At 36.2% G+C, this 21,094-nt stretch carries 17 protein-coding genes; 14 read left to right on the forward strand and 3 right to left on the reverse strand.

The features are described from left to right. The first annotated feature begins 23 nt into the window (after nucleotides 1-23). The 8 genes from IPK35_04610 to msrA all read left to right on the forward strand — a co-directional run bounded on the left by IPK35_04610 (nucleotide 24) and on the right by msrA (nucleotide 5,916). Nucleotides 24-404, forward strand: a complete 381-nt coding sequence (locus IPK35_04610; protein MBK8052567.1) for a hypothetical protein — start codon at nucleotides 24-26, stop codon at nucleotides 402-404. A gap of 165 nt (nucleotides 405-569) precedes the next feature. After that, a complete protein-coding gene (locus tag IPK35_04615; GenBank protein ID MBK8052568.1) occupies nucleotides 570-1,028 on the forward strand; it encodes a hypothetical protein in 459 nt (152 codons plus the stop codon). Between the two features lie 255 nt (nucleotides 1,029-1,283). Then, entirely contained in the window at nucleotides 1,284-1,697 is a 414-nt protein-coding gene (locus tag IPK35_04620) for a DM13 domain-containing protein (GenBank protein ID MBK8052569.1), read from the forward strand. Between the two features lie 39 nt (nucleotides 1,698-1,736). Beyond that, nucleotides 1,737-2,255, forward strand: a complete 519-nt coding sequence (locus IPK35_04625; GenBank protein MBK8052570.1) for a hypothetical protein — start codon at nucleotides 1,737-1,739, stop codon at nucleotides 2,253-2,255. Nucleotides 2,256-2,266: 11 nt separating this feature from the next. Then, entirely contained in the window at nucleotides 2,267-2,968 is a 702-nt protein-coding gene (locus IPK35_04630; GenBank protein MBK8052571.1) for an NRDE family protein, read from the forward strand. A gap of 12 nt (nucleotides 2,969-2,980) precedes the next feature. Next, the gene (locus tag IPK35_04635) at nucleotides 2,981-4,000 is read left to right on the forward strand and encodes a T9SS type A sorting domain-containing protein (GenBank protein ID MBK8052572.1); all 1,020 of its coding nucleotides are present in this window, start codon (nucleotides 2,981-2,983) and stop codon (nucleotides 3,998-4,000) included. 141 nt (nucleotides 4,001-4,141) lie between these two features. Next, complete coding sequence (locus IPK35_04640) at nucleotides 4,142-4,846, forward strand: DUF547 domain-containing protein (protein ID MBK8052573.1); 705 nt, start codon at nucleotides 4,142-4,144, stop codon at nucleotides 4,844-4,846. 404 nt (nucleotides 4,847-5,250) lie between these two features. Further along, entirely contained in the window at nucleotides 5,251-5,916 is a 666-nt protein-coding gene (gene msrA, locus IPK35_04645; GenBank protein ID MBK8052574.1) for a peptide-methionine (S)-S-oxide reductase MsrA, read from the forward strand. A gap of 15 nt (nucleotides 5,917-5,931) precedes the next feature. Here the strand turns inward: msrA and IPK35_04650 are convergent, their stop codons facing one another. Beyond that, entirely contained in the window at nucleotides 5,932-6,192 is a 261-nt protein-coding gene (locus IPK35_04650) for a DUF4160 domain-containing protein (protein MBK8052575.1), read from the reverse strand. Beyond that, complete coding sequence (locus IPK35_04655) at nucleotides 6,176-6,475, reverse strand: DUF2442 domain-containing protein (GenBank protein MBK8052576.1); 300 nt, start codon at nucleotides 6,473-6,475, stop codon at nucleotides 6,176-6,178. Before IPK35_04655 ends, IPK35_04650 begins: the two co-directional genes overlap by 17 nt. 94 nt (nucleotides 6,476-6,569) lie before the next feature. Here IPK35_04655 and IPK35_04660 point away from each other — a divergent pair, with 94 nt between their 5' ends. From IPK35_04660 to IPK35_04685, 6 genes are all read left to right on the forward strand, one after another. Continuing rightward, nucleotides 6,570-7,910, forward strand: coding sequence for an FAD-dependent oxidoreductase (locus IPK35_04660; GenBank protein ID MBK8052577.1), 1,341 nt, complete (start codon nucleotides 6,570-6,572; stop codon nucleotides 7,908-7,910). Nucleotides 7,911-7,976: 66 nt separating this feature from the next. Beyond that, nucleotides 7,977-8,387, forward strand: coding sequence for a type II toxin-antitoxin system Phd/YefM family antitoxin (locus tag IPK35_04665; GenBank protein MBK8052578.1), 411 nt, complete (start codon nucleotides 7,977-7,979; stop codon nucleotides 8,385-8,387). 8 nt (nucleotides 8,388-8,395) lie between these two features. Further along, a complete protein-coding gene (locus IPK35_04670; protein ID MBK8052579.1) occupies nucleotides 8,396-8,809 on the forward strand; it encodes a PIN domain-containing protein in 414 nt (137 codons plus the stop codon). Then, on the forward strand, nucleotides 8,809-10,164 hold the full coding sequence (locus IPK35_04675) for a 4Fe-4S binding protein (GenBank protein MBK8052580.1): 1,356 nt from the start codon (nucleotides 8,809-8,811) through the stop codon (nucleotides 10,162-10,164). The genes IPK35_04670 and IPK35_04675 overlap by 1 nt, the downstream gene beginning before the upstream one ends. A gap of 141 nt (nucleotides 10,165-10,305) precedes the next feature. Then, nucleotides 10,306-11,793, forward strand: a complete 1,488-nt coding sequence (locus IPK35_04680; protein ID MBK8052581.1) for an AAA family ATPase — start codon at nucleotides 10,306-10,308, stop codon at nucleotides 11,791-11,793. After that, nucleotides 11,790-12,443 (forward strand): hypothetical protein, encoded by a 654-nt coding sequence (locus IPK35_04685; protein MBK8052582.1) that lies wholly within the window; start codon nucleotides 11,790-11,792, stop codon nucleotides 12,441-12,443. Before IPK35_04680 ends, IPK35_04685 begins: the two co-directional genes overlap by 4 nt. Before the next feature lie 242 nt (nucleotides 12,444-12,685). On the opposite strand, the gene IPK35_04690 is transcribed toward IPK35_04685, so the two are convergent. Then, complete coding sequence (locus tag IPK35_04690) at nucleotides 12,686-20,902, reverse strand: DUF11 domain-containing protein (GenBank protein ID MBK8052583.1); 8,217 nt, start codon at nucleotides 20,900-20,902, stop codon at nucleotides 12,686-12,688. Nucleotides 20,903-21,094 lie beyond the last annotated feature (192 nt).

The raw sequence follows: 21,094 nt of genomic DNA on the forward strand, positions 1-21,094 counted from the left end.
GAGAGTAAATTGCCTTGTAAAAAATGTATAACTTAAAGCGAGATAATACTCCGATTTGGCTTGGAAAGTTAGTCAACTATGAATATTGGCCAACTTGGTTTTTCTATATTCCGATAGGGGTTTACGTACTTTATTTGATGGCAAAATCCCGTTCAATTGTTTACTTTACAAATGTCAATCCTTCAATAAAAGATAGTGGCATCTACAGATACAGTAAATTTGCAGTATTGGAGCATATCTCTGAAAAATACAAACCCAAAACCATATTAATAAAAAGCGGAGAAAAACCGGATATTTTAAAGAGTGAATTTACCTTTCCATTGATCGCAAAACCTGATATGGGTGAGCGTGGAAAAGGAGTCTCATTGATCTCAGATATGTTATCATTGAAAAAAAATTCTTAAAATATCCAACAGGATTTTATCATCCAGGAATATTGTGATTTCCCCAATGAGGCTGCCATATTTTATATAAGAAAACCATCCGAAGAAAAAGGTAAAATCACATCATTCACCACTAAAGAATTTCTTTGTGTAAACGGAGACGGACTTAGCACCATCAGACAGTTAATGTCAGCATCATTCAGAGATAAACTCCAAATATACAGACAGACTCCAGAATTTCTCAATACTATTCCTCGATTAGGTGAAGTCGTCAAAATAGAACCCATAGGAAATCATAACCGGGGTACCAGGTTTATCAATGCTAATCACTTGATTTCGGATGCGCTTACCGACATTTTTGATAAAATTTCTACATCTATCCCAGGTTTTTATTATGGGAGACACGATCTTAAATTTAAAAATTTACAGGATCTGGAATCAGGCAAAAACTTCAAAATTGTAGAGCTCAACGGCATCAATTCAGAACCGGTACATATCTATGATCAGCGTACCGGATTATGGAATGCCTACAAAGATTGTATTAAGCATTATAAAAGCATGTATGAAATTAGTCAGGAAAACTACGCGCTGGGACATAAAAGAAGTGGTGCTTTAACGTTTTGGAAAACTATTTTTAAAACCTAAATATCTAAAATGAGTTCCGTTATGAAGATCAAAAGTACAATAAAATAAGCATTTTTTGCGCCAAATCATAGCATCGCTATGGTGCGAAGTAAAAAATGAACGCAGTGCCTTATTTTGCAGTAATATTGATCTGGAATAGGAAATTCATTTCAGATTTTTAGGTAAAAAATAAATCGTATATAGATGGGGTGTGATACTTCTGTGATAATTGCATACCATATTTGTTATATTATTTAATATTAAAAAAGTTCTCATATGCAAAAGTTACTTTTATTATTTATAATTATAGTCAGCATAGGCTGTTCTAAAACCGAAGTAGAAACTGTAAATGAAGTGATAGACACTAACAATGCTAAAATACTTTATACAGGACAGTTCATGAATGGGAGTAGTTATAGTACGAAAGGGACACTTACGATCACCCAAAGTTCCGACGGCAAACGAATGGTCAACATGATGAATCTTATGTCTGACAACGGACCTGACTTGCGACTTTATTTGGCAGAAAATAAAGAAGCGTTAAATTTTAAAGAAATCGACCCGAAGTTCAAAAATGGTACTTACAGTATTGAAATACCGAATGACATAGATTTTGCAAAACACAAATTTATATTAGTTTGGTGTAAAAGATTTTCTGCCTTATTCGGTAGTGCTGAGCTCAGTAAATAGTACTTACCAAAAATTATTAAATAATATCGACTCATCCTTATGCTAACTTCAATCGCTTCAGACACCTTTATTCAGTTAAAATACATCATAGATCAACTGAGCAAAGAACAATTTTCAGAAAAGCTGGAATTGCTTAACAATAGTAGTATTGGCCAGCATGTAAGGCATGTTTTGGAGTTTTATATATGCTTATCACAAGGTATCAAAACCGGGTATGTAAATTATGACAATCGGGTAAGAAATCTTTCGTTGGAGACAGACCCCAATTATGCAATTGTGATTCTGGATGAATTATCTGTAGTTTTTTGTTGTGATGAAATAGAAGATACTGTTTTGACAAATTCCATTGAGTATAAAGGGGTAATTATAGAAGCAAACAGTTCAGTGAGCAGAGAATTAATTTATTTGATTGAACATAGTATACATCATTATGCTATTATAGGCATTGCATTGAGAAGCCATTTTATCCATGTATCTTTACCACACAATTTCGGCATAGCATATTCTACTGCCAAGCATAAGGAAAGTATGGAGCATAATTCCATTCACCATCATTAAAGTATTATTAAATGTGCTGTCTTACCATAGTAAAAACAAAGGATCACAAAGTTGTCATTACACACAACAGAGATGAGCAAATGTCAAGACAATTCTCTTCCAATCAGTTAGTGCCTGAAATAGTGAGTGGTAGGAAAGTATGGATGCCTAGAGACAAACAAACTTTGGGTACCTGGATAGCGACTGATGGAAAAATGGTTGGCGCCTTACTCAATGGTTACAAACTAAATCACGTTAAAAAAGATGCGTACAAGGCGAGTCGCGGAACTATCATTCCAACCCTTTTCAACTCTCATAATTCAGAAAAATTTATTAGTGAGTTTGATCCCGAAGGGTATGAACCATTTACTTTATTGATGGTGGACACAGAAAAATCCTTGATAGAATATGGGTGGGATGAAAAAAATGTTCATGTAAAGCATCTTGACTTCCTACAGCCATATATGTACTCTTCATCTACTTTGTACAATAGCGAAGTGAAATCTCAACGTGAAATGCTTTTCCACGATTGGATAATAAATGATTGTACCGAAAATGATCTTTGGTACCTTCATGCTCTAAAAGGGAATAATCACGGTCAATTTCTTAATGTCGATTATTCAGAAGAAATTAGTACCGTATCTATAAGTCAGATTATATTAGGAAACCGTCCTTTGTTTCACTATCATTCTTTAAACAATATTGTAAAGGAAACTATATATTTGTTGGAGTAAAAATTATTTAAGATGACACATTTTTTTAGAAGTTCAATTAGTTTAGCTTTTGTCACCTTTTCTCTTATATGTAGTTATGCTCAGAATGTAACAAAAAAAGTTATAGTTGAGCATTTTACAAATACGAGATGCAGTGTTTGTGCCAGTAGAAATCCAGGTTTTTATTCAGCATTAAATCAAAATCCTGAAGTAATCCACATTGCATATCATCCCAGTTCACCATATAGTACGTGTTTGTTTAGTATACAAAATAAAATTCAGAATGATGCCCGAACCAATTATTATGGCATCTATGGCGGCACACCAAGATTTATTATCAATGGCGAAGAAAAGACAGGAACAGAAGTACAATCTGCTACCATCTATAATGAATCCAAAAGTCAAACTACACCCGTAGAACTAAAAGTATCCGTGTCTAAGTTTGGGTCAGATCAAATAGAAGTCGCTTTTGATGTAAAGGCCATGACAAATAATACCGTTGGTACCGTCAACTACTTTGTTGCTTTGGTTGAAGATGTTGTTCTTTATGATGCGCCCAACGGAGAAAAAATTCATCATGATGTTTTCAGAAAATCATCATCCAGCAGTACAACCTTACCTTCTTTTATTGTCCCGGCTAATGCAGGAAATGTTTTAAACTTCAAAGATAAAATAAAAATAGAGCCATTTTGGGACCTTTCAAAAATTTATGCCATTGTAATACTCACAGATGCAAATAAAAAGGTAGTCCAAGTGGCTGAATCAGCTTTATTCAACCCAAATGTGTTATCTTCAGCTGATGATAAATTGGCAAAAGAAAACCTATTTAGCTTATCGCCAAACCCTGTTACTTTATCGTTAAACATCCAATATCATAATAACAAATCTGTAAAAAACATAGTTATATATGATACAATGGGACAAGAAATGTTAGCGACAAAGTCAAATCAGGAAAATGATATCATTGATGTAAGTAAATTGCCAAATGGGACCTATCTGCTTCAAGTAAAGTCAGACAACGCTACTGCTGTCCGAAAATTTATAAAAATATAAAATATGAAATGAGCATGAACCATCTTTGTGGTACACAAACCTTGATGATTATTTTCATGCGAAACGTAAGTTCGATAACACCAAAGATGGAGATAAGTTATCAATTCCATCTGACAATAAAAATCAAATAAAAATAAACAGATGAAAATTTTTATCCTTTTTTTAATCACTATTACAAGCTTTTATTCATCGTTTGCTCAACCAGACTATAAGTCTTGGGATACATTTTTAAAAAAATATGTATCCGCAGCAGGTGATGTAAATTATAAATCTATCAAGACCAATAAAAAAGAACTGGATGCCATCACTAAGGCTTTTTCGGAAGCTACAGTATCACCAAGTTGGAGCAAAAATGATCAGATGGCATTCTGGGTCAACGCTTACAATGCCTTTACCATAGATCTCATAGTCAATAATTATCTGGTGAAGAGCATACAAAATCTCGATGGTGGCAAGCCATGGGACGTCAAAAGGATAACTATCGGAGGTAAAAAATATTCATTGAACAACATAGAAAATGACATCATTCGTCCACAATTTAAAGATGCAAGGATTCACTTTGCTGTAAACTGTGCTGCAAAATCATGTCCACCACTTATGAATGCTGCATTTGTGGGAAAAACGCTGGAGAGCCAATTGGAAGCTGTGACAAAAAAATTTATTAATAACACAAAATATCAAACGATAACCCCAACAAAATTAACTTTATCGAAGATTTTTGATTGGTACGCTGTGGACTTTGGAGATATCAAGACCTTCATCAATAAATACAGTGCGAAAAAAGTAAACAATAATGCGGTTGTAATATTTAAAGAGTATGACTGGTCATTAAATGATAAAAAGTAAAAACAAAAAACATGATAAGATTTATTTCAATTATTTGGACAACAATAGTTTTTAGCGCGTGTGCACAGCAGAATAAAAAAGTGGCATCTTCATCAGCATCAAAAATGGATTATGAAAATATTACAATAGACACCACGTGGACAGAGAAGGTAGTAAAACCTGATGCCGAATGGAAAAAATCCCTCACGCCTAAGCAGTATTATATACTCAGGGAGCATGGTACCGAACGTCCTTTCAGCAGCGAACTATATGAAGTCAAAGAAGAAGGTACATATGTTTGTGCAGGTTGCAAAAATCCTTTATTTTCCTCCTCTACCAAATTTAATTCCGGTACGGGATGGCCATCCTACTTTCAACCGTATTATACAAGAAGTCTCAATGTAGGTACCGATAACAGTTACGGTATGGTAAGAGATGCCCTGACTTGCAAAAGGTGTGATGGTCATCTGGGACACGTCTTCAATGATGGCCCAAAACCTACCGGATTGCGATATTGTATAGATGGTGATGGGTTGTTGTTTGTTCCTAAAAATGCTAAGACAACAACTGCAGTTGCCACATTTGCCGGTGGTTGTTTCTGGTGTACCGAGACCATTTTCGAAAGCATCAAAGGAGTATCAGAAGTCATCTCCGGTTATTCAGGTGGCAAAGAAAAAAATCCGACATATGAATCTGTAGGTGCCGGCAGAACTAGCCACGCAGAAGCATTTCAGGTATATTATGATCCCAAAGTAATCTCTTACAAAGATTTAGTAAGGGTGTTTTTTGCATCTATAGATCCTACTATCGTCAATGGTCAGGGACCTGACAGAGGTGCCCAGTACCGAACTATAGCCTTTTACAGTAATGACACTGAAAAAGCCATCATCGAAGCTAAGATAGCAGAAATATCGAAGGAATATTCTAAGCCGATTGTGACCCAGGTAGTCCCATTTGAAAAATTTTTTGAGGCAGAAGAGTATCATCAGGATTTTGTCAAGCGCAATCCCAATCAGGGGTACGTGAGAGCTGAAAGTATACCCAGAAGAGAAAGGACATTGGCGAAGGTGAAGGATTTGGTGAAGGAGTGATAATACAAAAGTGTATTATTCCAAAGGATCTATTTTGAGTAATTGAATACCATTGATGGCTCGGTCCCAATTTATTAATAATTCTTGGGAATGAATGGATGCCCATTCAACCACCAATCCAAGTGCTCTACCAGGTAATTTACCTTCCATGACAGAATAATCATAAATATTAATGATTGCAGAATAATCGCCGTAAAAAGCATGAAAATGTGGTGGATTGTGATCATCATAATACATACAAATGATGATTCCAAAAAATTTACTGATTTGTGGCATATTTTACTCGGGAAAGTTGATCAAGATATTCCGTATAATTCAATTTCCTTAATTTTAAATAAAGATTGTCCGGACACAATTCGATTTCTTCATCCCAAGCAACCGATTTGTTTAGAATATTTATATATACTTTATTAAAAAAATCAGGTGATTCCCATTTTCGGAAAATTGGTTTTTCTTTGAGATAAGACAAATCTACAGCTCCTTCTATTCCATCACTGTAGGAAATGAAGATTTGGTATTGCCCGAGAGATTTAACTTCTAATGGTATTGGAAAGCTCACAATTTTATTATTTTAAACAAATTTAGTTCATAATAATCAATTTTCAAGTGATATAGGAAAGATATTTAATGAAAACTCACATAAACAACATAAAATGCACATCATCATCATAGGCAATGGTATAGCGGGTTCTACAGCAGCAAGATATATCAGAAAAAACAGTGATCATGAGATCACCATGATCTCAGGCGAAACGGAGTATCCATTTTCCCGTACAGCATTGATGTATGTCTATATGGGTCATATGAAATTTGAACATACAAAGTTATATGAAGATTGGTTTTGGGCAAAAAATCGGATTAATACTATAAAAGCTTGGGTAAAAAATATAAATACAGACGGTAAATCACTTTTGCTAGACAATGGTCAAAACTTAAAATACGACAAACTCATTATCGCTACCGGATCCAAATCCAATAAATTTGGATGGCCAGGACAAGATTTAAATGGCGTACAAGGTCTGTACCATATGCAAGATCTGGAAACCATGGAAGCGGCAACTCAGCAAGGCATTAAAAAAGCAGTCATCATCGGTGGTGGCTTGATAGGTATAGAAATGGCAGAGATGTTTCATAGTAGACATATACCTGTGACTATGCTGGTGAGAGAAGAGAGTTTTTGGAACATAGTCTTACCCAAAGAAGAATCAGAAATGATCAATCGCCATATCTTAGCCAATGGTATTGACCTTAGACTCAATGAAGAATTATTGGAAATAAAAGGCACTGACGGCAAGGTATCTTCTATCGTTTGTAAAAATTCGGGTGAAGAGCTTGCTTGTGAGTTTGTGGGATTGACAGTAGGAGTAAGTCCTAATATCGATTTTGTAAAGAATTCAGGTATATCAACAAATCGAGGAATCATTGCTGATGAATACTTAGAAACATCGGCAAAAGATGTATATGCGCTCGGAGATTGTGTAGAACTTTCCACTCCTAATCCTGGCAGAAGGTCTATTGAAGCTGTATGGTACACCGGTAGAATGATGGCCAAAACCGTTGCGCAGACTATATGTGGTGAGCCTACAAAATACAATCCTGGTATTTGGTTCAATTCCGCAAAGTTTTTTAATATCGAGTATCAGGTTTACGGAGATATACCTGCCAAAACACCTGAAAATATTACCAGTTTATATTGGCAACATCCTGGAGAGAATAAAGCGATACGAATCAATTTTGAAACATCAACAGGAGCTGTTACAGGTTTCAATCTTATGGGAATAAGATACCGTCACGCAGTCTGTGAAAAATGGATAGCCGACAAAACACATATAGAGACGGTCATAGAAAATCTTTCTTTAGCCAATTTTGATCCTGAGTTTTTTGATCAGTACGAAAATGCATTTTTGGTCATGTACAATCAGAAAACAGGTAAGTCATTGTCCTTAAAATCCAAAAGGAAATTGAGCATGGTGGAACAATTTTTGTTTGGGTGATTTTTTTAATCATAATTAAGAACTTAATCAACTTAACGTACGTTTTAAGTACTAAAATAAGTCATCATGGAAGTCATCAATTATTCAATCTTAAGAAATAATCTAAAAGAAGTACTTGATAAGGTATCTGAAGATCAGGAAACCTATATTGTTAATAGAGGTAGTTCCAATGCTGTTATAATATCGCTAGAAGAGTACAATAGTTGGAAGGAGACATTACGTTTAATGGAGACTGAATCCAATAGAAAAAGACTGAGTGAAGCAATAGAAATAGATTCTATTGTTGCAGAAGAAGTTGTTGAGTATAAGAAAAGAACAATAAAGGAAGAAAAAACCAATCCCATTGGATCAGGTAAAAAAAGCAAGGAGAATAAGAAGTTAACCGGTAAAGAATTCGTAGAAAAGTGGCGAGGAGTAATCAAGGGTGCTGATGATAGCAATCTTAGAGAATCTTATTTGAATAACAAGTACAAATAAGAAATTTCATGAATTATCTAATCGATACTAACATCATACTTGATATTGCTTTAGAACGGATGTTATTTATTGAAGATTCTGTCCAAATATTTTTAATAAAAGAGACAAATAATATAAACTTGTTCATATCTGCATCTTCAGTTACAGATGTTTATTTTATTATAAAAAAAATAAAGGGACATCAGATAGCTATTTCTTTTTTAAAAGATTTGTTTCAGGTTTGTTTTATTTCAAAAGTTGACGATAACAATATTTTTGAAGCAATAAATAGTGAAATTAAAGATTTTGAAGATGCTGTTCAAGTTTCTGTAGCTAAAAATTTCAATGCAAATGGCATTATCACTAGAAATTCGAAAGATTTCATAAAGAGTGGTATCACCATTTTTACACCAAAAGAATTTATATCTAAATATAAACATTAATGCAACCATACAAATCCATCTCCATAACAGCTCATCATCATACTGAAACTATAAAAGTAGGCCAGAAATTGGCTTTGTCTCTTGTTGGCATTGGCTTATTACTCCAAATGGTTTTTTGGTTGAGTTTTAAGTCTGATGATGCAGGATTATGGCTTTGGTCATCTTTAGGATTGGTTACTGTAGGATCGTTATGGTATACCGCTGAACAATATAAAAATACATTACCAGGTATCAAAAACAACCATAATTGGTTTGCATCACTGACATCTAGGGGAAACTTTGCTTGGATACTAGCTATTTTTTTGACAGGATTTTATGTGTTGCTTTATTGGTCTCCAACTCTATTAGGACTAGGAAGTGACGGTGCCGCAAATACTGGTTTAGTAGCCCTTTTTGATCCGCTAAGTATTTTTCTTAAAGGAAAACCAGCCAGCCAATGGTTTGTCTATGGTGCCATGTATACCATGACCATTTTATTGATGGGCGTCAAGTTTATTTATAAATATAGTCACAGCAAATATCAAGTATATCGGACGATGTCTATCATGTTTTTTCAGACAGCGATCGCTTTTATCTTACCTGAGATCATGCAAAGTCTCAATAAACCATACTTTGATTTAAAAAATATATGGCCGCTCAATTATTACTTCTTTTTTGACTGGAATATTGATGCTATGTTGGCAGCAGGTACACTCGGTTACTTTATGTTGTTTTGGGGCATTCTTTCCTTTTTGGTGATTACGCCAGTACTGACCTATTTTTTCGGCAAAAGATGGTATTGTTCATGGGTTTGTGGCTGTGGTGGACTGGCTGAGACCGCAGGCGATCCATTCAGACATTTGTCAGATAAGTCTCTCAAAGCATGGAAGATAGAGCGATGGATGATACATAGCGTACTGATTTTTGTGACGATGATGACGGTTGCTGTATTGGTTACAAGATTTACTGGTTTTAGAAATATTTTTATCATCGATAGCGGCACCTTGAGCAGTTGGTATGGATTTTTTATTGGCGCTGCATTTTCAGGGGTGGTAGGTGTAGGTTTTTATCCACTATTGGGCAGTAGAGTATGGTGTAGATTTGGCTGTCCTATGGCTGCATATCTCGGTATTTTACAGCGATTTACCATCAAATTGCCTTGGAATAAAGAAGCCAAACGCATGTCACAATTCCGCATCTCCACCAATGGTAGTCAATGCATCTCATGTGGCAATTGCTCGACTTACTGCGAGATGGGTATCGATGTCAAATCCTATGCGCAACGTCAGGAAGATATCGTGCGGGCTTCGTGTGTAGGTTGTGGCATATGCAGTGCGGTATGTCCGAGAGGTGTGTTGAGGTTGGAGAGTTTGTAGGATTTCTATATTAAAACATTAAGCCGTTTTTTTTTAGTTATTATGTACTGCAAGATTGGCAACCAATAAAGGTGCTAGATGCTTTAATTTCACAGTTAAAAATTTTGCATTATATTTGCAGTTAAATATAAAAAATATAGAATGGATAATTTGTATTTACAATCGATTTATGTTTATACTAATTATGTTGACAGGCACTTTAGTATTGATATTTTTCCTAGTAAAAATATTGAGTTTAAACATTTATTGTTAACCGGAAAAAATGGAAGTGGCAAATCAACAATTTTAAAATGTATCTATAAAGAATTACTAAACCTAAAGTCGGGACTAAAATCATCTTCGGTATATTTTAAACAACCCAAAGAAAAAGCACCAAAATCTGAGATTCAATCTTTAATTGATAAGATGGGGTACAAACATCCAAAAGTAGAGCTATCATTTAATATTGATGAAGAAAAGATAAATGATAAAACTGAAAACCTTGTTGTTTACATCCCTTCGCAAAGGAGGTTTAATTCAGACAAAGCCGATGCCAATAAGAAAATGTCTTTTCTCGATATGCTCCAAGATCAGCAAAAATACATTACCCAATTAAATACCAATAATAAAAATGTAATTTCAAAAAGGGCCCTAATCAATAATTTATTAAATAATAATAAATCTGCTTTCTTACAAATTGAAAACTACCAAAAGTCAAAAGATAAGATATTAAATGAAGATCCAAACCCTGAACAAAAAATTCAATCAATCCTTTTAAATATTAGTAATTTCAAAGCTCAGATTGATAATAATCTTAACCAAATTGAAAAATTAAATACAGAGGTATTAAACTTTGAATCTAACTTTACCACCAATGAGCCAAATATTTCGGTAAGTAAATTTTTCCAACAGTTTTTGGTTCAAAAGAAAAGAGAACAAGCATATGCTATAGCTGATGGAGATCAAAAACTAGCAAATATTCACACCAATTGGTTTCAAAAATTTGATAAACTTATTCAAAATTTATTCGAAACTCCTGACATTAAACTGAGACATGAATTAAAAACATCATCATTCTACTTCGAAATGGGAAAAGGAAGGACTTTTGGTTTTAATCAATTGGCAGATGGATACGGAAGTGTTATTTTTATATTAGCGGAGATAATCCTTCAACAAGAAGCCTACAAAGATACCAATGGATTAAACGAAGATCCTGCAGGAATAGTATTAATCGATGAATTAGAGGCTCATCTTCATATAAGTTTACAAGAAAAGATCTTACCTTCATTGGTTGAAATTTTTCCTAAGCTACAATTTATAGTTTGCACCCACTCTCCACAAATACTTACAAGTGTAGAGAATGCCAATATTTACGACCTTTCAAGTCATGAGTTGGTAACTGAAGACCTTGGTGGTATATCTTATGACGTCATTTCTAAAGAACATTTTGGGCTTAGTTCAGAATATTCCTTGAGAGCTACAAAGTTGTTAGACAAGGCCAAATCACTTTTGAAGAAAAAAGATCTAAACGATAATCAGAAAAAGCAACTTAAAGAAGTGTATGAAGAGTTAAATATCTTATCTCCGGAATTAGGATATGAAATCTATTTGCACTTAAATAAAGCTACAAAATCTGTTCAAGAAGTATGATAAATGCTGATAGAACTAGTGCGAGGGAGCCAAACATTTCAAATGACTATAGAACGATAGAAATCTTAGATGCATTAGGTATAGTTTTTCGCAACAAATGTTATTTATGTGAGAAAAAAGATACCCATCCGGGCGTGTTTGATGTTGAACATTTTGAAACTCAAAATGAAGCTGGCAACAAAAGGTACAACTGGACTAATTTATTTTTAGCTTGCCATATCTGCAATGGTATCAAGCCACGAAAAACACCAACTGATGGATATTTAGATGTTTGTAATCCAGATCATGATGTAGAGTCTTTTATTAGTTATGGATTTGATCCTTTAGAGTATGATACACCTATATTTTCTGCAATTGAGCAATCTAAAAAGACTCAAAATACAGTACATCTCCTTAAAAGATTACATTTTGGCCATGATAAAAAAACTAAATATCGCACAGCATCATTGAGAGATGCTATAAAAAGGCAAGCACAATCTGTAATTTCAAATATCGCTAAATATAAAAGAGCTGAAGAAATACAAGATCAAAAAACTTTAAATAAAGAAAAAGTTAAATTAATAAAATATTTCAGCAAAGGAAGTCCATTTACAATGTTGATTCGAAGTTTTGGGATAGAGTATAATTTGCATTTTTTATTTGATTCATGATAACTAATTACTCAGAATATGTTTAAAATTCCATAATTTGACTACAAGCGACAAATTATATTTTATTCTCAATATCAAGATGTTGGTGACACCATTTTTCACAAACCAATATGTATTTTTTTCTTTTTACTATACAAAGAGACCTTTATTCTGTTGCATCTTTCAGAATAAAGGTCTCTATATTTTCTACGCACTTTATGATACTCTTCAGGATAGATCCCTGATGATAACTCGTAGGAACACTATTGTGTGTTCAGCAACTTTATGGTCTTTGAATCCTTGGATGTACTCAATGTCATAAGTAAAACCCCGGTTCTATTATTGATTTGATTTCGGGTTAGAATCACTTCATTTTCACCGCTCTTCGCATCTATCCTTGCTGTGTAAACCAATTTTCCGTCAACATCATGAATCGCCATTTGCACCATTTCATCTTTGCTGATATAGTATTTAACAGAGGTACTTTCTGCAAATGGATTCGGATTATTTTGATAGACTACAAAGTCGTCAGATCTTACTGATTCTAAGGTATTCTTATATCTCAGCTGAATAGGTTTGGACTCCATCGTTCCGTCCACTACTTCACTATTTGGATGTGATGGCGATAAAGTTACTGCTTTTGTGGAATGTACATCCTCCTTCACAGTAAGGGTCAAATCAAAGAGTACATCATCCTGCGATACTTGTATTTCTGCATGATTACTCCAACATATATTCAGAATCGTTTTATTTTTTGATTTTGAAATATGGTAGTTAGATGTATTCAACATTAATTTGTCTGAAATCAACTGGATGTTTTCAGATGTGCCTGGAAGCTCGATACTGAGTTGCAATCCATTTAGCGATTTTATTTCTCCTGCTTTGAAAGATACTTTGTTCTCCACATCTTTAAGTAGATTCATATTGGTGACATTCATATAAAGATGTTGATTCCTTTTCTGAAGACTGCCATCCTGCAATGATACCTGAGCATTCATGTTCATATCACCTATCTTGATTCCGGTAAAGTTGTATTCATACTTAGCATTAAGATGAGCTACAAATTCCACCTTTTCTTTCATCAAGTTATCTTTTTCATTGACAAAAATCCATGATCTGTTATTAGGTAATTGAGATGTGACACCAAGAATAAGTTTTCTTAATTCCACTAAATCAGAAGCGGTTATTTTTCCATCTCCATTTACATCAGCCGCCATCTGCATTTTTCTGTCATTTAAGTCATCAAGACCTAAAATGGATCTTTGAATCATCACTAAGTCGACTGTGGATATACCATTAAGAGGGTCGTCATATTTTTCCGGGTAAATCATGTATGGCATATTGTCCACCATGACATCATATCTGTAGTTACCCTGTACATCAGATTTGACAATTGTGGTGTCCTTATTAGTGAGATTTTCTATTATTTTTGTTACTACACCACTCATAGGTTTCCCACTTACTGATGTTATATTACCTTCCACCACTATGGCGTCGGCATTAGGGCATTTTCCTGAGTTGTCCTGAAGACGTATCCCAACATTACAGTAATCTGAGTTGCCGGCTTGATCCCACACATAGATGCTCAATCGGCGAAGACCCAAACTATCACATGTAAATTCAAGAGATGATGAATTTTCTGCAGGATCCCAGGTTTCTGTATTGCCATATGCATTGGTATAAGAATGTCTTATATTGAATCCTGAAGGAGGCCGTGTGGGGCTAAAAGTAAACCGCAGAGGTCCACTACAATTATCTGTAGCACCATGGTCATAATCTTTTGCCCAAATGCTTACTCTAAGATTACTTGGCATCAAAACCGTTGAAATTGCAGAGAGACAATATGGCGTCGGTTTCTTGACATCTACCAGCGTAATGGATTGGATGCAAGTGTCTTTATTGCCGCATTTATCTTCTACTATCCAAGTCAGTCTATGATTACCTATCGATAAATTCTGAGAAAAATTTTGAGATTCTACAAATGTACTTCCGTTGATCGAGTATCTGTATTTTAGTTTATCCGGAGCAGTACATGAGTCTGAGCCATTGCCCTTTATAGACACCTCTGCGCTACAACCTGTTTTTACCTCTACAATGGTATCCCTGCAGATAGCATGTGGTTTCTGAGTATCAATCACCTTGATCTCTTGCCGATGTCTGCGTGATGTGGAAGGTATAGCAATATTATGAGTACACCAATCAATGACGGTCCATGTTCTCACGATCTTAAAGCAGGCATCTTCTATATTTTCAAAAACTTCATCTTTGTACGTTGCGGCAACTTGAGCACAACCTATCTTGACCCACGTAGGATATCCTCCGGAAACAGGGTTTTCAGGTTTAAAGTCATTGGCACTATTACACTTATTTATCAACAGTTTATCTTCAGGAAATATCACTGTTGTAAGATCGAAAGGTGTGAGGTTTTTGACATAAATGGACTGAGGACATGAAGACACAACCCTATGTGTACCATTCTCTTTGACAGTCCAGGTCCTGGTGATAGTCCTTTCACCACATGTCCCATTAATGGTAACATCAGAATGATCAAGATAATAAACAGGACACCCTGCTACAAAGGTGGCAAATGAATTCAGTGCTGTTGGTGTTGTACCAGCCTCGCAATCTACGGTGACATCGCCGGGACAGGTAATGACAGGGAGAATTTTTTGTTGGATTTCTACGTCGGTCATGCAAGTATTAACATTTCCTGATGTATCAATGACTATCAACTCTACCATCTGTTGATTATTTATTTGGTCTGAACAACAAAAGTCAACAAATGTGTAATAACTATTTCCTTCGTAATTTGTGACAAAGACTGCATCAGATGGCACACCACAACTATTGTTCATTCTTCTGATTCCAAATTTTACTTCAGAGCAGTTGTCATGGCTTCCATCATCAATGGTCCTGGCAAAAAGTCTGGCTTTGCCATTACGATCAAGACTGATCACTGTATATGCATCACACACAGCTGTAGGTACTACATTGTCTTTTACTTCTACTTCTGTAAAACAGTAAGCCACATTGTCGCACGCATCTTTGACTGCATATCTCAGCCAGGTCCTACCCAATGGCAAGTCTTTTATTGTAAATGTGCTATCATTGGCCACTACATTATCAGATATATACGTACCGTTGGCCGGTGCAAGCCCATTGTTGTCTGCCAGGAGGTAAGCTACTGTCCATGTCGTGGAGTTACAGTCCATGATGCTTGTAGGTCTTGGTACATAAAAATCAGCACTACATTTTGACCTTTCTGTATATATGATGTAGGTATGAGTTGATCTGCAATCTACGATAGGCGCCTCTGTGTCTTTTACTTCTATTAATTGTGTATGCTGCATGCTTTCCCTGTTGCACCAATCCAATGCTGTCCAGGTCCTAATGATTTTGAAGCTATTGCCACAAAGCTTAATCTCGGTGTCACTAAATGTGACATTGATTTTGCAATAGGAATTTGACAATACTGTGTTGTTATTATTGGCAATGGCAATATTGTGTCCATCGATGGTGGGTACTCCGGTCTCACTGACATCAGGATAATTATTATTATTGGTATCCCAAACCGGATATGAAGGTGCAATACGACAGGTCAACGATCTGTTAGATGGCCATACTATCGCACCAATGTTTCTTTTTTGATACCACACATTAAATGTACATGGCCGGGATACATTCCCGTATTTGTCTTTTGCGATATAGGTCAATGTTCTTCTGGCTATAAAACCATCATTTCTTCCGCACTCCAGTTCTGTAAACACATCACTGACTTTTTCGATTTTGGCATCAGGGTCGCATGCATCCCCGAATACAGGGACTGGCGGATTGAAACCTGAATATGCACAACTCACGGTATAGTCGGCAGGACAGGTGATGACAGGTGGCAACTTATCTTCAATAAAGGCTTTGCCCCAACAAGAATTACCATTAGTAGTATTGATAGCTTGAACAGTCAATTCCTGACCTACATAATTACTGCCAATAGGGTTGACGATGACTTTTCCATCTTTATCCGTGATCTTCAATATATATCGAGGGTCATCATACTCGCAGGCCAAAACCATAAATGGCTCCAATGTCACCTTACAATCACTGTCCAAGCTCACATTGATTTTTTCATTACAGACTTCTTCGCATTCTCCTTCGAGAATGATAGCTGCTGCTACAGACGACTGAAGACAAGCATTAGCGACATCGGCTCCGTGCTTGATATTGGCTCGATATTGAGTCCTGTGAAGTGCATTGGTCACCTCATCAAAACAAAGGCTTGATGTGGTAGCACCTGCAATGTCTTCCCACGTACCATTGTTGTTTCGTTTTTGCCATTGGATGACAGGATTGGTAGAAAGGTTGGCATTTACCTGAACATCAAGACAAATATGATCTGCACCGGCGGACACCGTGACATCAGAAGGCACCGAAGACAGCTGCGGTTGTGGCGTCAAATCCAAATAGACCGTGGATATGCCCAGACATTTTGTGGAATCATCCATTATTCTTGCAAAGAGTGCCAGGTTGGATCCTACATTTACCTCAAGTGATTTCACACTTGTATCTGATGAAGGGCACTCTTCTGTACATGTAATTTTGTCATTTCCAAGGCCATTATTTTCAGTACAGACGATGATCTTTTTAAACCGGCATGTTGATACAGGGCTTGATGCCGGCATCACTTTGACGGTATCTAAAGGATTGATTCCATATCGTGCATCTTCCCTAGACGAATGTACAGACAAGGCCACTACCTTAGGGTTGTCCGGTACAAAATTTTGCATAAAAGCCGGAGTATTGACCCTAAGTCCGTTTTGTGCAATTGCACCGCTCACACATTGAGTCATTATCTTGTTGACACCTGAGAGTTGACAGATAGACACATACTCATAATCAAATGTATCCTCATCATCAGGATTGTCTTTATCACATGGTGGGTCTGCAGGAACTAAATCCGGATTTCCATCCTCCTCCGGAAAATATTCGGGATTTGATTCGTCGCATATATCATGCTGTCTCTCATTCGGAGGATCGTTAGGCGGAAAACCAGGTGGAATACCGGGTGGGAGTTTATCTTCATCTATTGGATCTTCTTTAGTCCTTCCGTTTACCCTACTTTTTGCAGACGAGATCCACGCATTATTGCGCATGATCGGGTTGGAAGGATTGTCAGCTATCCGCAAAAACACCACTAAAGTATCTTTCTGTCCGGATGGCAAGGAAGGAATACGGGTGGTCAGTACACGTGCGTTGACTGAGTCCCACGTCGTAGGGTTTCCTGTCATGGATATCGTATTGGTAGCCAGTGTATAGCTAAGATTTTGATCTAAGCTGTCCCTGATTATCACATCGATGGCATCTACCTCTCCTTGATTAAATACTTCGATGTTGTACGCCACCAGATCTCCGGGGTAATACAACTGATTGGGGTTTTTCAGGGTTTTTCTGATGGCAAGATCGAAGCATGGACTTAATGTCACTATGACATCAGCACTTTTAGTACAATTATTATTATCAGTAACTAGTAAGCGAAGTGTTGCCACGCCTGGCGTCAAACACCATGCGTCAAAATCCTGAATGTTGTCGTCTGTTGTTCCTGTCAAAGCTGCAGGCAATGCACCTGTCGATCCACCATTTTGAAGCGTCCAGTTATATCTATATGGACCCGTCCCACCAGTTGGATTTGCTATGACTTGAGTAGTATGATCCAAACATACACTCACTGGACTTGCATTTGGAGATATACTTGTAGGCTGATTTACGGTGATTGAGCAAGTAGTAGTACAATTATTGGCATCTGTAACAGTAAGGCCATATGTACCTGCTGCAAGTCCATTGATCATGGATGATGTACTTGATACCGGACCTTCAGATGTACCATTGCTCCATGCATACCTGAATGGAGCTGTACCTCCTGACACTGTAGCAGTCACACTACCACTTTCGTTCTGGAAGCATGTTAGGTCTGTTTTATTAAGTGAACAGGATAATCTTTGGGGTTGGAATATAGTAAAATCACAACTATCTATACATCCATTTCCATCTTGTACATATACTTTATAATCTCTAGATAATACCAATGGATCATTTCCTACTCCAAGACCAGTAAACATAGAAGAAGTTTGCCAAGGTCCATTTTTGCTGCTAAGACTATATCTAAATGGTCCTGTAGCTGAAGGGCTTACACTAATATTTCTGGAAATATTCATATCACCAAAACATGATACTGTGACATCTCTAGGTGAGCACACAATTCCTATGGAAGGGAAAGATCTGATAACTACAGTATCATTTAATGTACACTGAAGACCACCTACCGTAAGTGGAGGAGTCGTCACTGCAATCAAAAAAGAATCTGCAGGTAGATTGGATTGTTCTCTTCCTATAAATATTTGACCTGTTCTTTTTCCTCTCCAAGTAAAGGTGTACCCAGTGTAATTGGTAACATTTTCGACAGATAGATTGACTCGAGCACTACTCACTCCGAAACAGGTGACATCTGAGAGTACTTCTGAATTTACTTTAGGGAGCTCGAAGACTTGAACTAAACCAGAATCTCTGTTGCTGCATAGATTGTTTTGTCTCACCTCTACAATATATCTTCCAGACAGATTTACTTCATCAATACTTATATTTGGTGTATTTCCTATGATTGATGCAACACCACCATTTGGCCTAAAAAACCATGTATACGTCAAAGATGCCGAACCATCAGTCGAGTTTGATGTTGAACTAAGATTTATACTTTCTTTTTCACATACTTGCTGATCAAAAGTATTGATACTCACTCTTGGGAAGTCTAAAATAGTAACTGTGGTTTGAGCTACTTTAGTACAGGTCAATCCTGAAGCATTGTTTTGGGTATACTGATAAAAATATGTGTAAGGCACATTTATATCCAAACCTGTACTGTCAATTATAAAGAATCTATTGGTACCTACATCTCTAAAACCTAATTGAGTTCCTGGCCCGGACAACATACCGCCTATAGGATTGGCTCTGAGTTCAAAGGTTGGAAAATTACCACAAATTGGAATTGTCGAAGGTCTGAACTGTGGATTAATAGCCTGAACATCAAAAAGAGCTTCATACTCTGTACTACCAACGGTATAATATATTGTATAATTACCACTACCATTGATCGGATTGAAGTAAAATTTGCCCAATGCATCTGGTCCCTGAATTCTTGCCGATTCGTCTCTACCATTCAAAGGACCAACTGAAGCATTTACTGCTCTGTAAGTTCCTCCAGTTGGAAATGGTAAGGATGATGTACACGATATGGGCATCAACTCTACAGGTGGACTATTATCACATGCTTCGGAAATTCTCAAACAAAATTCTGGGGCTAATGGATCTAAAAGAATACTACTTCGAGCTGACCCAGATGCAGAACTAACTAAAGCAAATATTTTGGTTTCCTTATCACTTATATATTCATCGATCCTTTGAATTTTTGAAGACATATTTGCATCAACATAAAATGCTACATCAAATATACTTCCATCCAATCCATCTCCATCCATATCACCAAATGCAATGTCTAAAGCTTTAGTAAGATCATAAGTATACTTCCCGTCTTCGATTTCATTTTCAGCTTGGATTGTCACATCATTGACTTTCCAATTTTTAGGTGCTGTTTTTTCAAATTTAATTTCCTTGGTGATGACGCATCCATTCTGATCCATCACATTCAACTTATGCATTGCATCCACTGAGCAAATGATATGACTTTTGTCTTCCCAGAGACCTAGTCCATTATCATCCCAATCATAAAGGTAAGATGCTTGACCACCTTTTACTTCCGCTTTTATACAATGAAAAACTTTATCATCTTCAACAAATGACAAAAATTTGGGCTCGATGCTAAGTGGTTTTGGCTCTTTGATATAAAAATTTTTGATTTCTTTGCATCCATTAGAATTTTCTACCGTAACATGGTAGTCACCAAAATGCATACCAGAAACAAAACTTTTCTTTTCTCCGGACTCCCATACCAGGTCCATGCCTGCCAGAGATTCAGGCATCAGCTTGGTCTCGCCATCAATCTTGCCGTGACAACTGATATCTTTAGTCAAGATTTCATATTTTGGCATCGTTCTTAGCTTTTGTGACACGGAAGAGTAGCACTTGCCTTTGTCACAGTGAAACTCTAATTGGTATATCGCATCTTTTACCGGAACAATACTGATAACATCACTGAAAAAACCTTCAGCATTAAAAACCACTTCTTTGTCCACTACTAACTTTCCATCTTCAAATACTTTGACCCATTTGACACCAGCTCCGGAAGCAATGGGTTTAGAATATATGTAATACCCTAATTCAGTCTCACTGGTCTGCCGGACACAATCTTCCGTAAGGAATTTCATTACAGGCTTGCAATCGCAAATTACTCCCTGGCCAAAACCAATGGAGCATATAAAAAAAACAATAAAAATAGTATAATAGAAATTGTTTTTGGGAGTAATTCTGAGGTTCATTATGACTGTATTTAGCTTTGGGAACATTCTACTTTGATAAAATAAACAAAATCTATGCCAAACATTAAAAAAAAAGAATATATCAAATATAACCAGATCAGTGTAAGTTACTCATAATTACTAGTTTTGAATTGAAATATTTTTGACACTTCGAATCATAATACATAGTTTTAAAACATTTTACACATCACT

The sequence above is a fragment of the Saprospiraceae bacterium genome, assembly GCA_016713025.1.
In the GTDB taxonomy this organism is placed as follows: domain Bacteria; phylum Bacteroidota; class Bacteroidia; order Chitinophagales; family Saprospiraceae; genus OLB9.